The organism is Cupriavidus sp. SK-3, from assembly GCF_000611145.1.
Classification (GTDB): Bacteria; Pseudomonadota; Gammaproteobacteria; order Burkholderiales; family Burkholderiaceae; genus Cupriavidus.
In genome coordinates, this window is record NZ_JFJV02000213.1 from 13,454 (window position 1) to 34,074 (window position 20,621).

At 62.0% G+C, this 20,621-nt stretch carries 20 protein-coding genes and 1 pseudogene; 9 read left to right on the forward strand and 12 right to left on the reverse strand.

Annotation, left to right across the window (positions count from 1 at the left end):
- Positions 1 to 6: 6 nt before the first annotated feature.
- Positions 7 to 582 carry a hypothetical protein gene (locus CF70_RS33890; RefSeq protein ID WP_051648699.1) on the reverse strand — a complete coding sequence of 192 codons (576 nt, stop codon included), beginning with the start codon at positions 580 to 582 and terminating at the stop codon, positions 7 to 9.
- A gap of 15 nt (positions 583 to 597) precedes the next feature.
- Positions 598 to 1,203 (reverse strand): hypothetical protein, encoded by a 606-nt coding sequence (locus CF70_RS20785; protein WP_051648701.1) that lies wholly within the window; start codon positions 1,201 to 1,203, stop codon positions 598 to 600.
- 714 nt (positions 1,204 to 1,917) lie between these two features.
- Here CF70_RS20785 and CF70_RS39175 point away from each other — a divergent pair.
- The 5 genes from CF70_RS39175 (at position 1,918) to CF70_RS20805 (ending at position 7,911) form a co-directional block, all read left to right on the forward strand.
- On the forward strand, positions 1,918 to 2,157 hold the full coding sequence (locus CF70_RS39175; RefSeq protein WP_422646241.1) for a DUF7696 family protein: 240 nt from the start codon (positions 1,918 to 1,920) through the stop codon (positions 2,155 to 2,157).
- Positions 2,106 to 3,398, forward strand: coding sequence for a hypothetical protein (locus CF70_RS20790; protein WP_035868875.1), 1,293 nt, complete (start codon positions 2,106 to 2,108; stop codon positions 3,396 to 3,398). The genes CF70_RS39175 and CF70_RS20790 overlap by 52 nt, the downstream gene beginning before the upstream one ends.
- A gap of 106 nt (positions 3,399 to 3,504) precedes the next feature.
- Positions 3,505 to 4,917, forward strand: coding sequence for a metallophosphoesterase family protein (locus tag CF70_RS20795; RefSeq protein WP_035868877.1), 1,413 nt, complete (start codon positions 3,505 to 3,507; stop codon positions 4,915 to 4,917).
- A 166-nt stretch (positions 4,918 to 5,083) separates the two neighbouring features.
- Positions 5,084 to 5,596: a hypothetical protein gene (locus CF70_RS20800; RefSeq protein WP_035868880.1), complete on the forward strand. Its 513-nt coding sequence runs from the start codon at positions 5,084 to 5,086 to the stop codon at positions 5,594 to 5,596.
- Positions 5,584 to 7,911, forward strand: coding sequence for an AAA family ATPase (locus tag CF70_RS20805; RefSeq protein ID WP_035868883.1), 2,328 nt, complete (start codon positions 5,584 to 5,586; stop codon positions 7,909 to 7,911). Before CF70_RS20800 ends, CF70_RS20805 begins: the two co-directional genes overlap by 13 nt.
- Before the next feature lie 378 nt (positions 7,912 to 8,289).
- On the opposite strand, the gene CF70_RS20810 is transcribed toward CF70_RS20805, so the two are convergent.
- The 4 genes from CF70_RS20810 to CF70_RS20825 all read right to left on the reverse strand — a co-directional run bounded on the left by CF70_RS20810 (position 8,290) and on the right by CF70_RS20825 (position 10,976).
- Entirely contained in the window at positions 8,290 to 8,715 is a 426-nt protein-coding gene (locus tag CF70_RS20810) for an HU family DNA-binding protein (protein WP_035868885.1), read from the reverse strand.
- Between the two features lie 107 nt (positions 8,716 to 8,822).
- The gene (locus CF70_RS20815; RefSeq protein WP_051648702.1) at positions 8,823 to 9,749 is read right to left on the reverse strand and encodes a tyrosine-type recombinase/integrase; all 927 of its coding nucleotides are present in this window, start codon (positions 9,747 to 9,749) and stop codon (positions 8,823 to 8,825) included.
- 109 nt (positions 9,750 to 9,858) lie between these two features.
- Positions 9,859 to 10,191, reverse strand: a complete 333-nt coding sequence (locus CF70_RS20820) for a hypothetical protein (RefSeq protein ID WP_035868889.1) — start codon at positions 10,189 to 10,191, stop codon at positions 9,859 to 9,861.
- A complete protein-coding gene (locus tag CF70_RS20825) occupies positions 10,188 to 10,976 on the reverse strand; it encodes a DUF6884 domain-containing protein (RefSeq protein WP_235185135.1) in 789 nt (262 codons plus the stop codon). The genes CF70_RS20820 and CF70_RS20825 overlap by 4 nt, the downstream gene beginning before the upstream one ends.
- A gap of 118 nt (positions 10,977 to 11,094) precedes the next feature.
- On the opposite strand from CF70_RS20825, the pseudogene CF70_RS39015 reads away from it, so the two are divergent.
- Positions 11,095 to 11,175 (forward strand): annotated as a pseudogene (locus CF70_RS39015) (hypothetical protein); the annotation flags it as partial.
- Positions 11,176 to 11,264: 89 nt separating this feature from the next.
- Positions 11,265 to 11,819, forward strand: coding sequence for a transposase (locus tag CF70_RS20830; protein ID WP_152561865.1), 555 nt, complete (start codon positions 11,265 to 11,267; stop codon positions 11,817 to 11,819).
- Between the two features lie 3 nt (positions 11,820 to 11,822).
- Here CF70_RS20830 and CF70_RS20835 read toward each other — a convergent pair whose 3' ends face one another.
- From CF70_RS20835 to CF70_RS20855, 6 genes are all read right to left on the reverse strand, one after another.
- Positions 11,823 to 12,290 (reverse strand): RES family NAD+ phosphorylase, encoded by a 468-nt coding sequence (locus CF70_RS20835; protein WP_035868895.1) that lies wholly within the window; start codon positions 12,288 to 12,290, stop codon positions 11,823 to 11,825.
- Entirely contained in the window at positions 12,290 to 12,718 is a 429-nt protein-coding gene (locus CF70_RS20840) for an antitoxin Xre/MbcA/ParS toxin-binding domain-containing protein (RefSeq protein ID WP_035868898.1), read from the reverse strand. Before CF70_RS20840 ends, CF70_RS20835 begins: the two co-directional genes overlap by 1 nt.
- 552 nt (positions 12,719 to 13,270) lie before the next feature.
- Positions 13,271 to 13,525: a hypothetical protein gene (locus CF70_RS36145; protein ID WP_152561866.1), complete on the reverse strand. Its 255-nt coding sequence runs from the start codon at positions 13,523 to 13,525 to the stop codon at positions 13,271 to 13,273.
- A 118-nt stretch (positions 13,526 to 13,643) separates the two neighbouring features.
- Positions 13,644 to 16,007: a TOTE conflict system archaeo-eukaryotic primase domain-containing protein gene (locus tag CF70_RS20845; RefSeq protein ID WP_051648716.1), complete on the reverse strand. Its 2,364-nt coding sequence runs from the start codon at positions 16,005 to 16,007 to the stop codon at positions 13,644 to 13,646.
- The gene (locus CF70_RS20850; RefSeq protein ID WP_035868904.1) at positions 16,000 to 16,563 is read right to left on the reverse strand and encodes a hypothetical protein; all 564 of its coding nucleotides are present in this window, start codon (positions 16,561 to 16,563) and stop codon (positions 16,000 to 16,002) included. Before CF70_RS20850 ends, CF70_RS20845 begins: the two co-directional genes overlap by 8 nt.
- Positions 16,564 to 16,966: 403 nt before the next feature.
- A complete protein-coding gene (locus tag CF70_RS20855) occupies positions 16,967 to 18,478 on the reverse strand; it encodes an ATP-binding protein (RefSeq protein ID WP_035868907.1) in 1,512 nt (503 codons plus the stop codon).
- Between the two features lie 1,333 nt (positions 18,479 to 19,811).
- Between CF70_RS20855 and CF70_RS39020 the strand changes: the two genes are divergently transcribed.
- Both CF70_RS39020 and CF70_RS20860 read left to right on the forward strand, forming a co-directional pair.
- Complete coding sequence (locus tag CF70_RS39020) at positions 19,812 to 20,162, forward strand: DUF4160 domain-containing protein (RefSeq protein ID WP_200876780.1); 351 nt, start codon at positions 19,812 to 19,814, stop codon at positions 20,160 to 20,162.
- The gene (locus CF70_RS20860; protein ID WP_035868910.1) at positions 20,048 to 20,473 is read left to right on the forward strand and encodes a DUF2442 domain-containing protein; all 426 of its coding nucleotides are present in this window, start codon (positions 20,048 to 20,050) and stop codon (positions 20,471 to 20,473) included. Before CF70_RS39020 ends, CF70_RS20860 begins: the two co-directional genes overlap by 115 nt.
- Positions 20,474 to 20,621: the final 148 nt, after the last annotated feature.

Here is a 20,621-nt window from a genome sequence, read left to right on the forward strand (position 1 = left end):
CTGGAGTCAGAACAGTTTGATCTCGTTTCCGCGGCTGGATGCTGGGGTTACTTGCGCGGTCTGTGCGGGGGAGGCCTGTTGCTGCCTGGTGGGCGCCGGCGCAGCCACGTTCTGCTTGGGCGCTTGGGGCTTCGCCCGGGCCTCGGCAGCGACTGCTGAGCTCGCCGCAGGCGCGGGCGCGGAGACCGCCGGCGCAGCCGAGGGTGAGGGGACAGGTGCAGCGGCTGGCTGCGCGACGCTCGGCTGCGACGCGGGCCATCCGTGGCCGCCATCTTCAGCTGGCGCATTGGCCGCTGGCAAAGCGGCTGCCGTCGACGACTCGGGGCGCTTGTGCGTCTCGCCCGACGCGAGCCATCGACCGCCGCCGAAGGCGAGAACGGCAATCAGCACAATGCCAAGGCCCTGCCAATGGATCGGCTTGATCCGCGCCCAGACGGGCACCGGCTCGTTGCCGGACGGCGTGTGAGGTGGGGGCAGCGCCAAGGAGGCGCTAAGGCTCACGGCACCGGGCCGGGCCAGTTCGATCGTGACGGGCGGTTCCGCGTAGTGCGCGTGCAGGCGTTCGATTTCCTTGATGTCCATACTGTCTTTCGTGTATCAGGCTTGATCGATCAGCTTTCCGTCGGGGGAGAAGCAGTCGTTGTCGGGGATGCAAAGCCGGTGGATCGCGCGGATTTGTCTCGCGGCGCCAACAATTGCTTCGTCCTTCTCAGTGTCGGTAATGGACTGGGCCATGTATGCCCCGAGCGCACGGTGAAAGAGCCTGTCGTGCTGGTTAAGCAGCCGGATTAGCCGTCCGGCTAGCGAGTGTGTCACCACGAGCTGCCGTTGGTCGAACCTGAGGCTGAGATGCCGCCTTGGCTGCCGCTCAATCCACTGCAGCCTCGCGTCCATCCATTCCTGCGCCGCCCGAAAGGCCTCGTCCAGGGCGAGGATCTTGCCTTTGCTGGCCACTGAGAATTTGGACGTGATGTAGTTGTAGTCGCTGCGCAGGAAGTTCCGTACGAAGTCGGTGCAGTAGGACACTTCTGTGCCGCTGTCCGTTTGAGGAACGATCTTGGCGACGCGTCCCTCGCTGAGCATCCGGCGGATGGGCTTGGGTCCGGCGTCGGCTGCGGTGGTGTCAGAAGGCGCGTCCCGCGACGATATCAGCGGTATCGGACGCGGCTCGCCATCGGGCAGATGGTGGGAAGGTTCGGCCATGTTTCATGTGGTGGGATCTCTCTCAGCAGGAATTCTGAGACAAAATACTGCACACATGCCCGGAGAAAGCGACACATAATTGGCGAGCTTTCTGACTTATTTCCGGGTGCTGATATGCCACAATTCACTCACACCTCGCGTCACTGACGCATCGACCCTGACTCCTGGCGAGTCCATCCTTTGCTTCAAGTCGTGCCATTTGCGCACGCGCCGACCGGCTGGCTACCGGTGTGGATATTCCTTGTGATAAGTGTTTTCGCCGAACACTTCCCTCATCAGCTCGTAATACGCGTCTTTCGCTGTGCCTCTTCATGAGTGCACGCTGGACACCGTTCGAGCCTGGGACCATGTGGCGTCTCTCTCCAGGCCCCTCCTAGGCAGAACGGCTGACGTCGAGCCGATCCGTGAACCTGCGGCCGAACCTGTGGGTTCGCGAAATGGGTTGTTGTGCAGCGTGACCATGCTGCACGAGGACGACTTTACGTCCTCAGCATGAGCGGCGCGTACGTAGCGCGCTGCTCCCTGAGTGCCACGCCCCCGGAAGGGGCGTGGCATGCAGGTCTCACGAACAAAGCTCGCTTTCCGGCGCACCCGGGACGCGGGCTTTCTTTGTTTGTGAGAAGCCTGTTTCGGGGAGATGCCATGCACCACGATTCCGAGATTTCCGCCGCCATCGCGGCAATGCTGGTTCGTCGGCGTCCGATGTACAAGGACATGCCGGCAGCCTGGCGAAACCTTTGTGAGGCGGCACACGTCGCCAGTCTTCCGGAAGCCGCTCGTGCGGCCTTCCTTTCCACCGTAACGACCCAGCGCGGGGCAGACACAGCCTTGCGCCTACGGGAGCATGGTGCGTCCATCCGGGCGAACGTCGTTCGATTTCTCTCAGAAAGGAGAAAGAACGCATGCATGCACCCATCACCTACAGCGGCTTCGACGGACCGAGAAGCCTTCTAGAAGAGCGGCCCATGCGGCCGCCCCTCATCGGCAAGATCCGGCCGGGAATCAAAGTCCTGACCCGCAAGGCCCGGGAGAATCCTGAAGCGGTGCGAATCCACGACGCGATGCTTGCCCAAGGGCATTCATTTGAGTCGATCGGCATCCAGATCGAGCGCGAGACCCAATTGCGCAACGCCCTCGTGCCGAAGAACGTGCCTTGGTTTACCTGCCGGGGCTCGGACTTCGCGAATCCTGCCGTGGCCGACGACATCCTGCAGCGCTACGGCGAAGACCGCGGCGATGGGAATGGCCTGAAGCTATGGCGCTTCCCCGTGGTGTTCGCCTTCGATGACTGGCTGCGCAACATGCCAAATGAGCTGGTGACCTACACGGCCAGCGGCAGGCAGTTCTTTTCGGAGTACGGACCGGACGGCTTGCGCTACTGCAAGACCTACGCGCTGGTGCAACGCGATGCGCGAGCCAATCGTGCGAAGCGCGTGTGGGGTGGTCGACCAGTCGTCCTCCGTCAGGACGAGGCCATCCCGGACGGCCGGTGCGATCCACACAGCTGCCCGCAGTACCAACAGGGCTTCTGCAATCTGTCCGCCTCGTTCTTGTTCGCGGTCCCAAGCACTCGGGGCCTGGGCTTGATCGAATTGCCGACAACGTCAATTTACGTCCTGCAGAAGGCGCACGCGGCCATGCAGACTGTCGCGCTTGCGCGAGGGCGTCTGGTCGGGGTCCAGTTCTTTGTGAGCAAACAAGAGGTCGAGATCAGCCGGATCGATCCCGAATCCGGCAAGCCGGTGCGGCAGATGCAGTGGCTCATCACCCTCGATGCGGATCTTGACTTGGCAGGGCTGCTCGACGGCTCCGATCGGCCGGAACTCTCGCATGTCGAAGCCGCGCAACACGCGATCGCCGCGCTCGAGGGCACACCGGATACGTCACAGCAGCGTGAGTCTTCAGGCGATCTTTTGCAAGAAGAAGGGCGCACGTTTCCCGATGTGCAAGCCCAGCACGTGGCTGAAGAAGACCTGGCCGCGGAGTTCAACGAACTCGCCGGGCGCCTCGGCTTTGGCAACGAGCAGGATCGCATGGATCTGCGCGTATTTCTGCAGAACAGCTTTGGCGCCGGGTGGACGAAGCGGCCCGAAGCGGTTCGGCAGGTGGTGAACGACATGCGCAATGCATTGGCGAACAACCCGGTCGCATACCGCGAGCAGGTCAAGGCTATCGCCGCCGAGATCTCTCCCTGAGCCTGGCCTGCGTGCCGGCTCGACTTATGGACGCCCGATGGCGTCCATGCTTCTTTTCGCTTCGCTGGTTATTCCGCCGGCACATTCCCTATCCATAGGAGGTTCCATGCTCAACGAAGACGAAAGTTTGCGTCTGGGTCATTTTTCAGACCTGCATTACTCGCCCAGCCATCTGGCCGAGGCAGACCGCTGCTTTGGCTTCGCGGTCGACGATGCGATAGCGTCGGCCTGCCACGTCGGGGTCGTGTCGGGAGACGCCACCGATCATCGCCTTGACGCGCACACGCCAGCGTTGTCCGCGCTGGCCCGCCGGATTCATCGGCTGTCGGCCCACATGCCCGTCCTGCTCCTGCAGGGCACTTATAGTCATGAACCCCCAGGTACGCTAGACCTGTTCCGACTCATCGGTGTGCACTATCCCGTATACGTAGCCGATCGCATCCATCAGGTAGCGCTGTGCGCGGGGCAGTTTGTACCGTCGGACGGGCCTCTTTTCTCGACCGCTGAAATCGACGTGTTGCTGCCCCAGCACGGCATGCCCGAAGTTGTCTTCACCTGCGTGCCGACCGTCAACAAGGCGGTACTGGCTGCTGCCGCCGGCGTGGCCAATGCGGCGACGGCGGTGGGCGACTATCTTGCCCATTACCTAGCGGCGGCAGGGGCTATCAACCGCCAATGGCGGTCATTTGGCGTGCCTACGGTCGGCGTGTCACACGGCACGGTGAATGGCTGCCAGACCGAGCACGGCGTACCCATGGCCGGCTTCGATCATGAGTTCACCATCGGCGCGCTGTTCGAGGCCGAGTGTGACGCCTTTCTGCTTGGCCATATCCACCGCGCTCAGCAATGGGAGCGGGAGGGCAGGGTAGTGGCATATCCCGGCTCCATCGGGCGATTCCACTATGGCGAGATCGGGGAGAAGGGATACCTGCAGTGGCAGGTGAGCCCCGGACATGCCACGGCCTCGTTGGTGGCCACGCCTGCACGCGAGACGGTGTGTGTGGACTTCGACGGCCCGCCGGACATGGCAAGGCTTGCCGACATTGCCATGGAAGCCGCTGACAAGTTCGTGCGCATTCGTTGGACGGTCAACGAGGAGCATCGTCAACTGGTCGACCGTGACGCGGTTCTTGCGCTGTTCGGAAAAAGCGCCGAGGTCAAGATCGAGGCGCGCGTCTTGCCGGCCGTGCGTAGCCGCGCCGAAGGCATCAGCCGGGCCGCCAGCCTGCCGGAAAAGCTCTTCCGCTGGGGTGAGCTGACCGGCGTTGACACTGCCCCGTTGGTGGACCGTTTGACCATGCTGGAAACGCTCGAGGCGCAGTCGATCGCCGACGGCGTGCTGGCCAAACTGTGTGAGGCTGGTGCGGAAGGACCTACCCGAGCGGAAGGGACACCAAGCGGCGTTGAACGCTCCGACCCGAGCCCGGACTCCTTGGCGGTTCTCGCCTCGGCGCCGCTGGCCGACCAGTCAAGTATGGACTGGCTCACCGATGACCTGTTCGCGGGGCAACCCGCCTAACCCTCCGAACGTGCGAGCCATGTTCCGACAGCCGTGAGGGCTGTCGAAACCCGGTTTCACCCCGCGTCATTGACGCATCGATCCAGCAGTATCCATTTCCTTTCTATTTACCCTGACGGGGTGCTTCCCGTCAGGGGTGCGCTCCGTCCAATCCCTGGAGTGCAACATGATTCTCTATCACGCCGGTCCGAAGTGGCTGCATGTTGAGGAAAGTGCCATGACCCGTACGGATCTGGCCAAGCGGTTGTGCGAGAACCACCAGTTCACGCAATGCATGATGTATGAGCCGTTCGGACGCGGCCGCGGCGCTGTGATTGCCAAGCGCGATCACATACTGGTCATGGCGATCGCCGCCGACGGTGGCAACACCTGGTACTCCGTGGCTCCGTCCAAGGAGCTGCAAGACCTTATCTGGTCGTTCTCGAACGGCTTTGCCGGACAGTGGAGCGCATTGGAGCTCAGGGCCATGACCGGCCTGGACGACTGGAAGGCGCTGCTGCGAATGGCCGGAGTTCAGTTTGCAGCGGCGGTGCGTTCGGTTGAACGCGCGATCACTGGCCTGCCGGAGCAGGATGTGCCGGCCGTGGCCGAGATGCCAGTGTTTGATGGCGACGCTATGGAGCTGCCGTCTGACTATCTCCACTCCTTTGGCACGGAGGTCGTTGAATGCGCCCATTGAAACTGACCCTCGCCGGCTTCCACGGTATCCGCGACGGCATGCACCGGGACAGCGTTACGGTGGATCTGACCGATCTGCCGGCTGGCCTGATTGCGATTGTCGGGCCGAATGGCGCCGGCAAGACCACGATCATGGACAACCTGCATCCGTACCCGCTCATGCCGAGCCACGCGACGAAAATGTCGGCCGACGCTTTCTCGTACTGGGACCACCTCTGTGCCCCGCGCGCTGAGAAGGACCTCGAATGGGAGCACGGTGGCAGGGTTTACCGGTCGGCATTCGCGTTTCGCAACCCGGGCAAGAGCCGCAAGGCGGAGTACTACCTGTTCGAGAAGAACGCGACGGGCGACTGGAAGCCGGTGCAACTGGCGGACGGTACCGTATCCGATGGCAAGGCCGACACCTACGGTCGCTGTCTTGACTCGGTGCTCGGATCGGCCGAAGCCTTCTTCACCAGCGTGTTTTCCGCGCAGAACCGGCGGCCGCTGGCAAGCTACCAGCCCGCCGAGATCAAGAAGCTGCTCGCCGAGCTGCTCGGGATCGATCACCTGCGCGAGCTGTCCGCGAAAGCGGGCGACGTGGCCAAGGCGCTGAGCCGTGCTCTGGATGGGCTGCAGCGGGATGTGCTTGCGCTGTCCGGCAAGCGCGACACCGTGGCAACGATGACCAGGGAGATTCAGGAGATCGACCAGGCCCTTGCTGCTGAGCGGACGCATCGTACGGAGCGGCTCAATCGAGGCAGCAAGCTGGAGCAGGAACGTGCCACGCTGGCTGCCAAGCAGGCGGCATCGGCCGGAATCGAAGCCCGGTTGCGCGAGTTGCATCAGCGCAAGCGGGAGTTGACGGCACGTGGCCAGCAGCTTGCCATGGACGATCGCACGGCGATTGCGAAGGCGACTGCGCGGCAGCGGGACCTTGAGGATACCCTGGCGACGAGCCAGGCAACCGTCGCTCAATCCGAGGCGATCACCGCGGCCGGCGCGCAACGTGATGGCGTGCAGATGGCCCATGGCCGTCGGCAAGCAGAACTTGCCGAACGGCAGCGGGAGCTGGCCGAAGTCGAATCCCTTGCGACCCAGCATGCGGGGCTGATAAGTGAGCTGCGCGGGATGGAGCAGCGCGGCTCGGTGGCGGCACAGCTGGCGCGGACCCTCAAGGCCCAGACCGATGTCATGGATACCGTGCCTTGCAGCGGCCACCCAATGCACAGCCAGTGTCCGTTGCTTGCGCAAGCCCGCGAGGCGACAGGCCAGTACGAGGCCCAGGCTATCGTGGTGACCAATCTGCGTACCAGCTACAGGGATAAGCAGGAAGCCCTGAGGCCAATGGACGCGGCATTGCAGCGCCTGCCAGCGGCTCGTGAAGCGGTGGCATCCCTGCAGCGAGACATCGCGCGAGACAATCAGGAGCTTCAACGCCTGACTGCTCTGGCGGCGCAGAGACCGTTGCTTGACACCGCCGCCGCTGCGCTTGGGAAGGCACGGGGCGACCTGGCAGCCCTGACGCAGGAGGAAACTGAACGGAAGGACCGGCTCGTCCGGGATCTCCAGGATGTTGAATCCCAGCTGGCTGCGGTGCAGCGCGAGGTTGACGCGCTGGCCGTGACCGACGTGACTGGGCTGATTGCTGAGCTCGACCGCCACATTGCGGGCGTACGGGAAGGGGTCAGCGCGGCCGATGGCAAGATCGAAACATTGATCCGCCGTCAAAGTGCGCTGGCCACCGACCGTGACCGCATCGAGCGAGAGCTTTGTGGTCTGCCGGCGCTTGAGTCGCAGGTGCAACGCCTGTCCGACGAAATCGCGCAGTGGAAGCTGCTCGGCAAGGGGCTTGGCAACGACGGCGTGATCGCGTTGTCGATCGATGATGCGGGGCCGGCCATTACCGGCATCGTCAATGACTTGCTGCTCGCCTGCTATGGGCCGCGATTCACGATCGCGATCCAGACCCAGACGACGCTGGCCAGCGGGGAAGCCCGGGAGGGATTCTCCATTGCGGTGCTGGATGCCGATAACGGTAGCTCGAAGGAGTTTTCCGTGATCAGCGGCGGCCAGAAGGTATGGATCAATGAGTGCCTGACGCGTGGTATCGCCCTGTATCGGGCGCAACACGCGAAGCAGTCCTTTCAGACGCTGTTCACTGACGAAGCGGACGGTCCGCTGGACCTGGAGCGCAAGCGCGCCTTCATGAAGATGAAGCGTGAAGTGCTGCGGGTTGGCGGATATGAGCGAGAATTCTTCATCTCCCAGACGCCGGAGCTCGTTGATGAAGCCGATGGCGTGATCGACGTCACGGCGCTTGCTGCCGGGGCCTAATCGCCTTCTCTATTTCATTCGATGGCCGGCTCCGAAAGGGACCGGCTTTTCCTTTTCTTCTGACCAAAAACCGGAGCAGCCATGGGTCTGATGGTCGTAATCGTTGTTGAAAGTACCACCTTCGATGGCTCGGACGAACCGGCGAAAGCTGCTGCGCTCATGCACGTGTTGGCCGACGAGGTTGTCGCTCGGATTCCGAAACTTGAGCCGGGCCAGTCGACGCGTTGCGCTCGCGGGCGGTGCCTTTCGAGGACCTGCCGGCGGCCGGGCAGTCGGCGTGGCGGCGCGTCGCTACGCCGTCCAGGCAATGTTCCATGCAAAAACGCCCCGAAATCGCGATTTCGGGGCGTTTTTTTCTGTTCGCGGGAATCGTCGTGATTACGCTGCGGCGTCCTTCAGCTTCTTCATCGCGCGAACCTTCACCTTCACGCTGGCCGGTTTGGCGGCAAACCATTGGTCCTGGCCCGTGAACGGATTCTTGCCGAAGCGCTTTTTCGTGGCCGGGACCTGGATCGCCGACACCTTGAACAGGCCCGGGAACGTAAATTCGCCGGCGCCCTTCTTGTGGATTGCGCTCACGATGGTGTTTTCCAGGTGAGTCAGAACGGTCTGGACGGTCTTCTTGTCCAGTTCGGTCTGGGCGACCAGATGGGCGAGAAGGCTCGACTTGTTGAACGTGTCCTTCAGCGGCTTGGCAACCGGGGAGGCTGCGGCAGCCTTCTTAGCCGGAGCGGCTTTCTTTGCTGGGGCAGCCTTCTTTGCGGCGGTCTTCGTTGCAGTCTTCGCGGATGCTTTCGTGGCCATAGTCGTACCTAATTAAGAAACGCGTGCGCGCGGGATATCGCGTACATCGCATCCGCGAAGAATAGCAAAAGCAAGCGCGAGTGCAATAGTGAGATGCGCTGAAACCCCTATGATTTCAGGATTTTTCGTCGTCGGGAAGCCGAAATGGTAGCGGCAATGCGGTCGCAGGTGCGATTGCTGGCAAGCCCTAAGATCCGGGTCACGTCGTCGTGCGTACAGCCTGCGAGCAGCTGACGCCGGCAAAACGTATTGCGCAGCGTGCGGGGACTTGGCTCGACGCCGGCGAATTCTATCGCTTCCAGCGCGGCGGCCACGATCCGGCCGAAGCTCATGTCGGTGATGGGGCGGCCATCCGGGGTAAGGGTAAAAAGCAGGTCGCCTTCGACGGGAAGCGTTGCGCGGCGGGTTTGCCAGGCCTGAAGTAGCGGTACGGCGAATTCGGCCAGGTGAACAGTGCGCGCGTCCCGCGCCCCATGTCCGGTCACGAAGAGATAGGGCGGGTTTGCATCCGGGACTAGGTCCCCCAAACGCGCGGCTCGCGCTTCCGCCGCGGTAATCCCCGTTGCGAGAAACATCGCGACGATCGCCCGGCTACGCAAGCCGGCCAGATCGTCGGCAGGGGATTGAAGATAGGCCTGCAGCCGCGCGTCCTCGGCCTCGTCAAGGAACTGGGGTGTGGGCTCTTGGTCTGGCCAGTGCTCGGCGGAGAGCATCAGGGCGGCTGGGTTGTCCAGGCGCACACCGACGAAGACCAGATGCCGGCACAGGCGGTCCAGCAGCTTCACGTACCGCATGCGTGTGGCCGGAGAGTACGACTTGGCGTCGCGCGTCTGCAAGAAAGCCTCGATATCGGCGGTGCCAAATGAGGTAACGGTCGCGCTCCTCGCCAGCAGGTGTCGTCGGAAGTTCTCGAACATCGCCTGGTGCTGGACGATCGAGCGCGCGGAGAAAGGGCGGCGATCAGCGCCAGCCGCCTCACGCGCCTGCCAGTCACGGTAGGCCAGGGTGGGATTGCTGAGCCAGAGTGAGTCCATTTGTGCCATACTCGCTGTTATATACTGAATTGGACCCACCCCACACCCCTGCCCCCCCCCCCCCCCCCGGGCCGCCGCTATGCGGCGGATATGGCTTGCAGGCGAGAGGTCAGAACCGCGGCCGCCCATAACGGTTGCGGCGCGCGGCGAGCCTTGCGCGGGTGCAGGCATAGCGGGGATAGGCGGCATCGAGCATGCCCGCGATCCGCTCCAAACGATCCTCCTGCGTGAAACAGCACGCGAGCAGGCATTCGTCGACGCAGTAGCGCGTGATCTTCAGTAGCAGCGCATACCGCTTTTCGGGCGGGAACTGGAGATTGCCGATCTTCGCCCACGCCTTCAGCCCTGTGTGGGCCAGCGCAACAAGTTTGTCGGGTGTTGCCGGTCCCGTTTGACATAGCTCTACCGCTTCCCGATGCAGCTCCCGGTCAAAATCGCTCATGCCGGCTCCTTGGTGGAAGTGTGCAGATCTGCGACGCTGACCCAACGCGGGCAGATTCTCGTGCGCCCGCGCACAAGGTCTTCCACCTCAACATCAGCGGTGGGGCCGCTCGGCCCATTGAAGACCGAGAGCACGCGGGCCTGGCGGGGGGGGAGAGCGGGCGCTGCCCGGTAGCGCAAGGTAGCAACGTCGCCAGCCACGATTCGTCCATAGGCGCGAAAAATCGGTGTGCCGTTGGCATGCTGACCGATCTGGTCGCGGAATGCAGGCTTCAGCCCGGCAAGGAAGGCGCCGAGCTGAGATCGCTGCATGCCGATACCACCATAGGATTCCTGCAGGACAGGCAGGGTAGGGCCGTACCGGCGCGCCAGCGCGGCGCGCATGACGCGCCGATATTCGGCACCGCCGGCGAGCATCACCGATCCGACACGCGTTGGCCAGGCACGGGGCCGAAGATAGCTCGACAAGTCGGCCATCATCTCGTCGGCGCGTTGCCGCGTCATGCGCTCGTCATATGGCGCAATTTCGGTGTCGGGATGCAGGAAGCCGTGACGCGCGGACAGGATCAGGACACTAGGCGCCGCATCGGTGCGCAGGTGTGCCCGGTACGATTGATACATGACGCCCCGGTATAGGTCGATAGCACGCGCATCCCGATCGAGCTTCGAGCCGGAGCAGGCCATCAATAGCAGGGCTGGCTCGGCGGTATCGTTGCAGAGCGTTGGCGCGAGGGGAAACAGGGGGAGTTGTGTAGTGGAGAGCATGAGCATGGAGTCGGGTTGCATGCTTTTTACTCTACAGAGCGACCGCCGAAGTCAAGTCAGCCGCGCGCTAAGGCGTTGGACCGAGCCGAAGCTGGCAAACAACGCCATGGAGGACGAAGGCCAGTAGAGCGAGCAGCGAGGCTTTGCCATTTTGGTAAGAGGCACGTTTGGGAGGTTCCGGAACACCACTGCACACGCGCCTAGGGTATTCTGGAGATGACGATGCCGAGAATCCGTTGAGCGTGGTTTCGCTATTTCATCGCCGACGGGACGCGGTGCCTGCGCGAGTACTAAAAGGGAGGGCTTTGGATGACCATGGAAAAATTCCACAAAATGGCAGCGGCGATGGACCAACGTGTCCGGCAACTCACGGGAGAAGGGGTTACGGGAGGCGAGCTGATCCATTGTATGGCGGGCCACATACCCGACCTGCAGCGTGTTTGGGTAGGTGCCAGTGACCAGCAGCTTGCCAAGTTGTGTCAGGACTATCCCGGCTTCTACCATTACGCGAGCCTCATGGAAGAGGCGGCCGAAGCGGAGCGCGCGAACCCTACCAAGAAGTACCTGGAAATGCCGGAGTTGAATGCTCCGTTCAAGTCATTGCTGGCGGCGCTGCTCACTGATGCGGCGACGCTGGAGCTCCGCTATCAGGCACTGATCGAAGGGGCAAAACGAGACGGCATGGGCGGTAAGCTCAATGAACTGAAACAGCGTCATCGTATTTGGCTCGCGGAGCGTGACCGCTTTGTTGGGGCCTTGAAGGAGACGAGCGCGCCGACAATCGTGCTGGAAGTGGTCGTTCCAGCCCTCGACCAGATAGCAGACCGCGTTGCCCAGCTCGAAAAGCGCGTCATCGCGGGATGATCATTACAACGATTGTCGCGGGAATAGCCTGTCATCCCATTGCACAGGCTCAGGCGTAGAGACCTGGATGCGCGACGCATCGGGATGGTGGGGATTGACGAGGGCGATCCACTCCAGACGGGCTACCACGGATGGCACCAGCAGGATCGCAGATCGGCTCTCGGCCAGCCATCGATCACCGAAACTACGGGCGGCGCGTGGGTCTTCCAGCGTGTCCCAGCCGGTTGGCAATAGGGCGACCTCGGCTCGTTCCACCGACATGTCGTCAGGCACCGAGCCAATGACGAGGACATGCCGGCGTGGAACCTTGCCGATGCGGGCATGCACCAGCACCTCGAGCATTGCGCCAGCAAATGTCAGGGCGCCATAAATCAGGGGCCGCCCCGGGCTATTAAAGCGCCCGCCGACCAGCATGGCGCCTGTGCCGTTCCAGACCTCATGCCGTTGGTCCGCAATCCGAAAGATCTGCATCAGGCGGACATGCCGTAGAAGAGCCGCCACAACAGTTCCTCAACGCGCCTGGCGCCGAGCTCCGTCATGGCAACATCTAACGGCTTGCTGCCGCCGAGCAGCGGATGGGCGGCATTGAGGAATGCGCGTGCGTCCTCCTCATCGTCCCAGACGAAGTTTGCGGTGGCGAAAATGCGCGCCAGCCGCTCTGTCTTTTCCGATTCGTCCGGGGTGAGTCGGTCCTTGCGACGTTTAAAAGTGGCTTCCGGCACGATACGGGACATCAATACGCGTCGTTCCTCGGAAGTCCGCACAACGTGGTCGACGATTTCCCGCAGCGCCGACTTGGGAAGACCTTCGCGGACGGCCGCGTCGAGTTCGGCAATCGAGAACAGCGGCGGGGATAACGCCATCGCGGCGCTAATGTTCTCAGGCGAGACGACCAGCATGGCATCACCTCTAGTATCAGTTGATACCGAATTGTAGTTCAAATGAGCGTGGAACGCCTTGTTGGACGATAATTTTGCAAAATATATGATCTAAAAGACACACAGCAACTGTTATGTTAAATTGTTACGCTATATAACAATGACGAATTCAGTTGCCCGCGCGACGCTTTTACTAAGAGGCGTATGCTGCTCGTGGGATGCGCCGCAATCAAATGACCATCAAATAGAATCTCTAATTCTAACTTATTGAATTAATTAGCATTTCTCGCGGTGAGAACCACGCGGCACGGCTTACCATTGGGAAGTGGGCGTTCGCCCGCCTCGTTGCCCCCGGTGACCAGAAATCTGCTCTCGTGCTGTGTTGTATGGCCCCGCACCGTCTGCTGGCAGAGGCATCGCGGTTAGTTAAGGCCGCTTAACGCGCGCCGTGTCTTAATCAAAAGTTCTGGCAAAAATTTTATTAAGATGTCCCGACGCTGCAGGCCCAAGCTAGCCGTATCGCCGTAGCCGGCAAAATATGTGGGAACTGGCGGCACAGGATGAAGTAAGCCATCAAACGGTATAAAGGGCAGGCCATTCAGCGTTGCAGCGTGTAATTTCACCATCATGAAAAATCGGGCGAACAGCCTCCACCCTGACTTTTTTACTTTGAGGACGGGCCCCCATGTCGCGACCACTACCTGATCCAACGCTGCCTTCGCGCGCGACCACGCCCTGTGTGTGCTGGACCGGCTGGGTGCTTTCCTCGACCGGTACGGCAATGCCATTCGCTGTCATGCGGAGCGCGTTTATGGCTTGCTGGTCCATCCGATGCGGTGCCGCTCCTGAGGGCGGCTTTTCCCCGGCTACCGTGTGGGCGGCAACCCATGCGTGCTGGGGGTATAGGCGAAGAAGCACTCGTAGGACCCCAGTTGCAGCGAAACAATCATTCTGTCCCGGCCCCTCCCACCATCCGATACCCCATTGCCCGGTACCCGCGTTGGCGCTTGTCCCACATCCGCAGCAATGCTGCATGGCCGGTGTCCACAAAATCTATGATCCGTACGTCAGTCTTATCGGCATGTTCGCGGTGCAGCCGGCCCGCGTACTGTTGCAGCGTTCCCCGCCACGACACAGGCATTGCCAGCACCAAGGTATCGAGTGGCGGGTGGTCGAAACCCTCGCCAACCAGCTTGCCGATCGCCAGCAAGACGCGCGGTGCGTCGGCTGGCAGGGCGTCGAGCGCCGCGATCAATGCGGCGCGTTTCGGCTTCGACAGCCGCCCGTGCAGTACGAAGAGGGGGGAAATCTGCCCGCCCAACGCAGCTTGGATGGCGTCGAGATGTTCGGTGCGTTCTGTCAGCAGCAAAATCTTGCGGCCTTGCCTGAAGGCCTCGAGCACTTCCACAGCGATGGTGTCAGTGCGGGCTTGGTCTTGGACCAGGTGCCGGAATACCTCCTGAATGCCAGACTCGGGCGGCAGTTCGATTGGCGCAAGGCAGGTGTGCGGTACGACCTCCAAGGCGTGCGGCGAGCTGGCCGGCTTCGCCGCCGTGTACCGGATCGGCCCGCACTGCATGAAGATGATGGGCTGCTGGCCATCACGGCGAATCGGGGTCGCGGTCAGGCCGAGCACGTACTTCGCCTTGGCCCGTTTCAGGATCGCGTCGAACGAGACTGCGCCGATGTGGTGGCATTCGTCGACGATGACATGACCGTAGTGCTCGACCAGCGGATTGACTTCACCCTGCCGCGACAGAGATTGCATCACTGCGATGTCGATCTGACCGGAAGGCTTGGCCTTGCCGCCGCCGATAGTGCCAACCACGCCTTTGCCGACGCCCAGAAAGGCTTGCAGGCGCTCCTGCCATTGCTTGAGCAGTTCCGTGCGATGTACCAGCACCAAGGTGTTCACACCGCGACGGGCGATCATGGCGGCCGCCGTCACCGTCTTGCCGAAGGCGGTCGGTGCGCATAGCACGCCAGCATCATGCGGCAACATCCCGGCAATGGCGGCCTCCTGGTCAAGGCGAAGCGTGCCGACGAAGCCAACATCGATGGGCTCGCCCGCACAGCGCTCGTCGCGTAGCTCACAGCGGATGCCGTTGTCGCGCAGCAGTTCCAGCGCGGCATCAAGACAGCCGCGCGGCAGGGCGATGTGCTGCGGGTAGTTTTCTGCATTGCCGATCACGCGAGGCTTGTCCCACACTGACAACCGCATCGCTTGCGCCTTATAGAACTCGGGGTTCTGGAATGCCGCCAAGCGAATCAGGCGGTTGGCCAGCGGCTGCGGCAGTTGCGCCTTCTCAAAATAGATCAGGTTGGCCAGCGTCACGGTCAGCGCCTCCGGCATCTTGCCCGTGACCTTCCTTGTTGTCGGCGCTTCGTGCTTCCATGGCGCGGCCAAGTCCTCATCGCCGATGAAGGTAACATCCAGCGGGTGGACGCTGCCCGTGGCACGAAAGATGGTTGGCTCGATGTCGTGCGGGACCATCGGCTGGATTGACGCCAGGAAGGCCCACTGGTCGGGATAGGGATGAAAAGCGGCGTCGACGAACACGCTGCAGCCATGCTCACGCGGTCGCTTCTGCAGTGGCAGGGCAATCAGATTGCCGAAGCCGCCTTTGGGCATCTTGTCCTGGTTTGGGAACAGACGGTCATAGGACGCCAGCTTGAGCTGCCGGGTGCGCGAGCAAGTGTGGCTGATGATGGCTGTGCCCAAGCGGCGCGCATCGCGCGCCGAGACCTTGCCCGCGAAGAAGACCCAGGCATGCGCACCCTGGCCGGAACGAGAAATTTCCAGCGCGACTGGCACACCAAGTTCACTGCAGGACTGCACGAAGGCACGGGCATCGTCTCGCCACTCGGCCTCATCGAAATCGGCGGCGAGGAAATAGCAGGTGTCATCTTCCAGCAACGGATAGATTCCCACCGTGTGCTCACCGGCCAAATGATCGTAGATGACCTGATCCGAGAGCGGGATCAGCAATCGGTTGCCGCAGTCGCCGCACTTGATGCGCGGTTTCTCGCAGAGGCCGGCGCGCCATTCGTTGGCGCAAGCCGGCGTGTAGCCGGACTTGCCTGTGGACTTGCTCTCCCAGCGGATCGGATAGACATCCGTGCGCCCGCGAAACAACCGGCGGAACAGCGCCACCTTGTCGTCCGTGGACAAGTGCGGCTGTTCAGCCCCCAGTACGCCAGGCGCGGCCTCCTTCGGCGGCAAGCGCCATGCGATGCCATGCGATTCCAGTAACGCAATCAGGCGGGCGTTCTCGGCTTGCAGCGCGGCGAACGCATCACGGTCAGCCATCGACGCCATATTCGGCCAGCAAAGCATCCATGTCATCGCCTACCCCGTAGCCGAAATTGTCACTGGTGCTACGCACTTGGGTAAGGCGTGCCCAGAGTGCCTGCCGCTGTGTATCGGGCAAGGTAGCGATCATTTGCAGCGCCTGCTCGAACATCCGTACCAAGGCATCAAAATAGCCGTCGTCCTGGTAGCCAACGTCGGCGCTGAAGCCGGACGCCCGTTCGCAATAGAACACCATCAGTTCGGCCATCCCTTCCGGCTGGCCATTGGCCTTCTTGTACTCGGAGATCGCCTTCTTCGCCTTGGCTACCGAGGTGTCCTGATTTTTGAACGCATCCGGCCACAGCCAGCGGTCGATGGTCACCTTGTATGGCTTGAGCACATCGCCGCCCAGCATAAACCGCGCGTGCAGGAAGGCCTGGTTGTCCTTACTCGCCACGTACAGGGCCTGTACCAGTCCGATTAAGCCGGCACGGTCGAAGTCGGTCAGCTTGGCTTTGACATCGCTCCAGGAAGGCGAGGCTTTGCGGGCGGCCTTTGGCTTTACGTCTGGCATTGACTTGCTCCCCAACATCGGTTCGTTGCTCGCTGACGAGGCAGTGATGCTGTCCTCCCGTCGTCGACCTGTTCCGACGTGCCGCATTCACAGAAGGTGTCAGCCGCGGTTATCACGCTTGCGCGCGTAGCCACCCTTGTCATCATCCTCTCATAGTCGATTGGCGAATCGCGATCGATTGTATCAATGTGGGATGACTGGCTGGCATTCGCCGCCCCAGGAAGACGGTCTGGTTGGATTGCCATCGAGTGGAAGAATTTCAGAGCACCCCCCATTTCGACCCCGGCATGCCTTGAAGGGAAGGGCGCAGCCCTTCATAGTGATTACGGTCGGTACAATCGTTCGCACCGCTTCCTTCAACACCCACTGCCGGGGCGGTCAGAAGCTAGGGCCGGCCCGAGCATCACACGGACCGCGAAGACGCAAGCATCCTGACGTACGCCGGCAAGTCCAGGCACTGGTAGCCGGCGGCCGTCAGCGCCCGAGCCTCTTCGTCAGAAAAGACTGGCGAGAACAGCGCCTTGGTCAACGTCCACCCTTTCACCCGGCGTCCTTCCTTTGTCGACATGAATCGCTCGATGTGTCGCTCAAATTCGGAAAGCGAGGACCGGATGTGCTTGCTTGCACCGCGCTTACACGAGCCGAAGCGGATACGCCGCGTGTCCTCGTCGAGTGCGACGATGTCGATCTCGATCGCGTTCTGTTCGTCTCGCGGCCGATTCCAGTAGCCCAGTTCGATGGAGGTCAGCGAGAAATCGCCCACGCCCTTTCGCGAACACTCTACGTGCAACTGACGAATCAGCTTCTCGAACGCGTATCCCTCGTGCCCGTGCAGCCGAGGGAGCGTCAGATCGATCGCCTTCGATAGGGGGCGCATGCGGGAAGCGTCCCGTGCCGGCTTCACGACCGACAGCCACGCCTGCAGAAAGTTGTCGGTGATGTAATAGCGGGCATTGCGGCTCTTGCTCTCCGAGAACACCGGGTGGCGCTTGTCGACCATATGGTAATTCTCGACCAGGCGTTTGACTGTGACCTTCAACGACGCTTCGTCTTCATCCCGCAGCAGTGTGCCGACCAGTTGCCCGTGGCTCGAGCCTGGATGTTCGGCGAGGAAATTTAGGACTGAGAGCAGTCTGCCCTTCACCTCACGGAGGAAGGATGTGTCTGCCTCTTCGGCCAGAGGGCTGCCTTCGCGAAGGAACATCCGCTCGAGCAAGGCTTCCTGAAACCGGGCGCCCACCTGAAACAGGCCTTGGTCATACGCGTCCCGGTAGAACTTGGGAACGCCCTCGAAGAAACTCCAGAGCGTGAGCCAATGGTGCGGGTCGCGGATATCGTGTGCGCGGTACACCTCGATCAAGTCCTCGAAATCCCAGTGCTGCAGATCGATAGTCGCTGTGAGCCGCCCAAAGAGCGGCGCACCCTTGTCGTCGAGGAGCGCGCTCATTTCCGACTGCAGGGAGCCAAGGACAAACAGCCCGCCCCCTTGCGTATCGCGCAGCCGGTCCACTTGGTCCTGCAGGAATGAGTTGAAGGCGTAGAGCCTCGCCTCCGTGAAATACTGGAATTCGTCCAACACGACGATAAGGCCGCGGCGGCATAGCTGGCCGATCACGCCGGCCATCGAGGCGAAGTCAGTGACTTGCGGGGCCAGTGCATTTGCGATCTCGGATTCGCAGTCTTCCAGCGCCCGGCGGAACCCAGCCGCCACATCTCGCTCGTCTGAGTCTGGTATCTGCATGTAGACCATCCGGGCGAGTAGCGACGGTTCGCTCTTGGATAGCTCACGCAGCAGGGTCGTCTTGCCAATGCGTCGTCGGCCTTGGATGCGGCAGAAGAACCAGTTTGGGCCATGGACAATCCGGTCCAGAGTCTCCAGCGTGCCCATCCGTCCGTAAAATTCCCAAGAGGTCATATTATGTGGTTTAGTTACACATATGTATCTTAAAGTTTTGTTGGCCGCAAAGCTAGGTGGAAGAAGGCTTTGTGCCGAGGAAACCCAGCTCCCTTCGTCAAGCCGGTGAGCTCCGAGGGCGCATAAATTACGATTTCTCGTATAAGATACAATAATGTATCTTATACGTAAATGTCTAATAAGTATCTTATACATCCGCTGCAGATGTGCAAAACGCGACTTTTTTCAGTGAGAGCGCCCCCGGGCCACTCCAGCTGGTACCAATCGGAGCGGAAGCAATGCGGGGGTGCCGATCTGGTCGCGGTAGGCAGGCTTCAACCCGTCAAGGAAGGCGCCGAGCTTCGACCGCTGCATGCCGACACCACCACTGGTTTCCTGCAGGGCAGGCAGTGTGGGACCGCACCGGCGGGGCGCGGCACGCATGACGCGCCGATACTCGGCGCCACCGGAGAGCATCACCGACCGGACACAGGGTTACGGCTGGTAACTCCTAGCCCGGATAGTTCGTGTCTGCGGCTTTGAGCCAGAGACGGCGCAGCTTAGGCGTGCGTGGCAGTGAAATACGCTTGCGTGGATTCCGAGGGCACGAACCGCAACCGCATCAGCCGCCTGGTCGCTGCCGTCGACCTACACCAGTTCTCCCAGGCTGGCGCGGCGGTTCCTCGGCTGGTGCACCTTGGGCGGGCGCAGCTTCCTGGGCACCCAGAAGCCTGCGTCGATCATGATCCGGCGCACGCACGCGGGTGAGATCTCGATGCCATGGCGCTCGCGCAGCTTCTCGGCGGCCAGCGTCGGGCCAAGTCGGCATAACTGTCGCGGGTCAGGCCCCGGACACGGGATTCCAGCAACTGGTTGTGGTCCGGCTGTTCCATTTACGGGAGACGAGGCCTTGGGGCCGTCCTGGCGGAACCGTTGCACCAACCGCTCGACCTGGCGCTTCGAAATGTCGAGCCTCTCCGCGACGCGCCAGACCATTAGGAGCTATCGCGTGGCTGGTCTGGCATAGGGTTCTGGCAAACGCGGTCTGGGCTCGTCAGCAGTCTTACTTGCCGCTCGATCTCGGCAATGCGGAGTTCCTTCTCGGCCAGCGTTGCCGCCGTCACCGCCGCTCGCCTGTGGCGGCAGGCGCCGCTGCCAGCGGTGGAACTCCGCTTGGCGCTGCTGTCGTGGCCGCGCGAGGGCGGCAGATTGCGCACAATCAGGCTAGAAGGCACATCACTTCGAAATAGCTAGGGCCACATCGAATCCGCGTATGGCGAACTAGCCATAGGCACCAGGCCGTTGTAAGATCACGGCAACTAATAACCCAAGCCGCTTAGGTTTGGTACAATCAATGCCAACGGTCTTATCGATTTTCGGCCTGCGCGTGGTGATTTACCCCAACGACCATCGCCCGGCCCATGTCCACGTGATGGGCAAAGGCTGCGAAGCTGTCTTCAATCTGCCACTGCCCGAAGGGGCCGCCAGAATTGCGCGAGAACTATGGCTTTTCGGCCAGGGACTTGGGGAAAATCGTCGACGCGCTGATCGCCCATCTGGCGGCGTTGTGCCGCGACTGGAGAGGCATCCATGGAAATTACTGACGACGTGCTGGCCGCTGCGAATGCGCGCGGCGCGGCCAAAAAGGCCTCCTTCCCGGCGGTGGTGTCGGTGCGCTATGACCGGCGCGTCTCGCGCGTGGTGATCGCGCTGGCATCCGGCCTTGAACTGGCGTTTTCGCCCAAGGCGGCGCAGGGTCTGGAGCACGCCCACCCGGCGGACCTGGCCGATGCCGAAATCAGCCCCTCGGGGCTTGGCATCCATTTCCCCCACCTGGACGCGGATCTGTATCTGCCGGCGCTGCTCGAAGGTTTTCTCGGCTCCAAGCGTTGGATGGCGTCAGAGCTGGGCAAACGCGGAGGTGCGGCCTCGACGGCTGCCAAGGCGGCGGCTGCGAGGGAAAACGGTAGGCTTGGCGGACGCCCCCGCAAAAGCAAGTTGCCTGCCGCCGCGTGAAACAAAGAGCGCCCCTGAAGCGCTTCAGCAGTGGCCAACCATGACGCACTATCGTTGCGAATTAACCCGCGGCCGGCCGAAGTGGGTGGTGATTGGCGCCTGCAATTGCTCGAGGATGGCGAGGAAGTTGGCGGCGCGGTATTTCCCG

Bases quoted from the DNA above. Each gene is read 5' to 3' on its own strand.
- CF70_RS20830 (WP_152561865.1), top strand. From the start codon at position 11,265: ATGACCATGGAAAAATTCCACAAAATGGCAGCGGCGATGGACCAACGT.
- CF70_RS20800 (WP_035868880.1), top strand. From the start codon at position 5,084: ATGATTCTCTATCACGCCGGTCCGAAGTGGCTGCATGTTGAGGAAAGT.
- CF70_RS20840 (WP_035868898.1), bottom strand. From the start codon at position 12,718: ATGCTGGTCGTCTCGCCTGAGAACATTAGCGCCGCGATGGCGTTATCC.
- CF70_RS20850 (WP_035868904.1), bottom strand. From the start codon at position 16,563: ATGCCAGACGTAAAGCCAAAGGCCGCCCGCAAAGCCTCGCCTTCCTGG.
- CF70_RS20820 (WP_035868889.1), bottom strand. From the start codon at position 10,191: ATGAGCGATTTTGACCGGGAGCTGCATCGGGAAGCGGTAGAGCTATGT.
- CF70_RS39020 (WP_200876780.1), top strand. From the start codon at position 19,812: ATGCCAACGGTCTTATCGATTTTCGGCCTGCGCGTGGTGATTTACCCC.
- CF70_RS20805 (WP_035868883.1), top strand. From the start codon at position 5,584: ATGCGCCCATTGAAACTGACCCTCGCCGGCTTCCACGGTATCCGCGAC.
- CF70_RS20845 (WP_051648716.1), bottom strand. From the start codon at position 16,007: ATGGCTGACCGTGATGCGTTCGCCGCGCTGCAAGCCGAGAACGCCCGC.
- CF70_RS36145 (WP_152561866.1), bottom strand. From the start codon at position 13,525: ATGGACCAGCAAGCCATAAACGCGCTCCGCATGACAGCGAATGGCATT.
- CF70_RS20795 (WP_035868877.1), top strand. From the start codon at position 3,505: ATGCTCAACGAAGACGAAAGTTTGCGTCTGGGTCATTTTTCAGACCTG.
- CF70_RS39175 (WP_422646241.1), top strand. From the start codon at position 1,918: ATGCCGGCAGCCTGGCGAAACCTTTGTGAGGCGGCACACGTCGCCAGT.
- CF70_RS20815 (WP_051648702.1), bottom strand. From the start codon at position 9,749: ATGGACTCACTCTGGCTCAGCAATCCCACCCTGGCCTACCGTGACTGG.
- CF70_RS20785 (WP_051648701.1), bottom strand. From the start codon at position 1,203: ATGGCCGAACCTTCCCACCATCTGCCCGATGGCGAGCCGCGTCCGATA.
- CF70_RS20790 (WP_035868875.1), top strand. From the start codon at position 2,106: ATGCATGCACCCATCACCTACAGCGGCTTCGACGGACCGAGAAGCCTT.
- CF70_RS33890 (WP_051648699.1), bottom strand. From the start codon at position 582: ATGGACATCAAGGAAATCGAACGCCTGCACGCGCACTACGCGGAACCG.
- CF70_RS20860 (WP_035868910.1), top strand. From the start codon at position 20,048: ATGGAAATTACTGACGACGTGCTGGCCGCTGCGAATGCGCGCGGCGCG.
- CF70_RS20835 (WP_035868895.1), bottom strand. From the start codon at position 12,290: ATGCAGATCTTTCGGATTGCGGACCAACGGCATGAGGTCTGGAACGGC.
- CF70_RS20825 (WP_235185135.1), bottom strand. From the start codon at position 10,976: ATGCAACCCGACTCCATGCTCATGCTCTCCACTACACAACTCCCCCTG.
- CF70_RS20855 (WP_035868907.1), bottom strand. From the start codon at position 18,478: ATGACCTCTTGGGAATTTTACGGACGGATGGGCACGCTGGAGACTCTG.
- CF70_RS20810 (WP_035868885.1), bottom strand. From the start codon at position 8,715: ATGGCCACGAAAGCATCCGCGAAGACTGCAACGAAGACCGCCGCAAAG.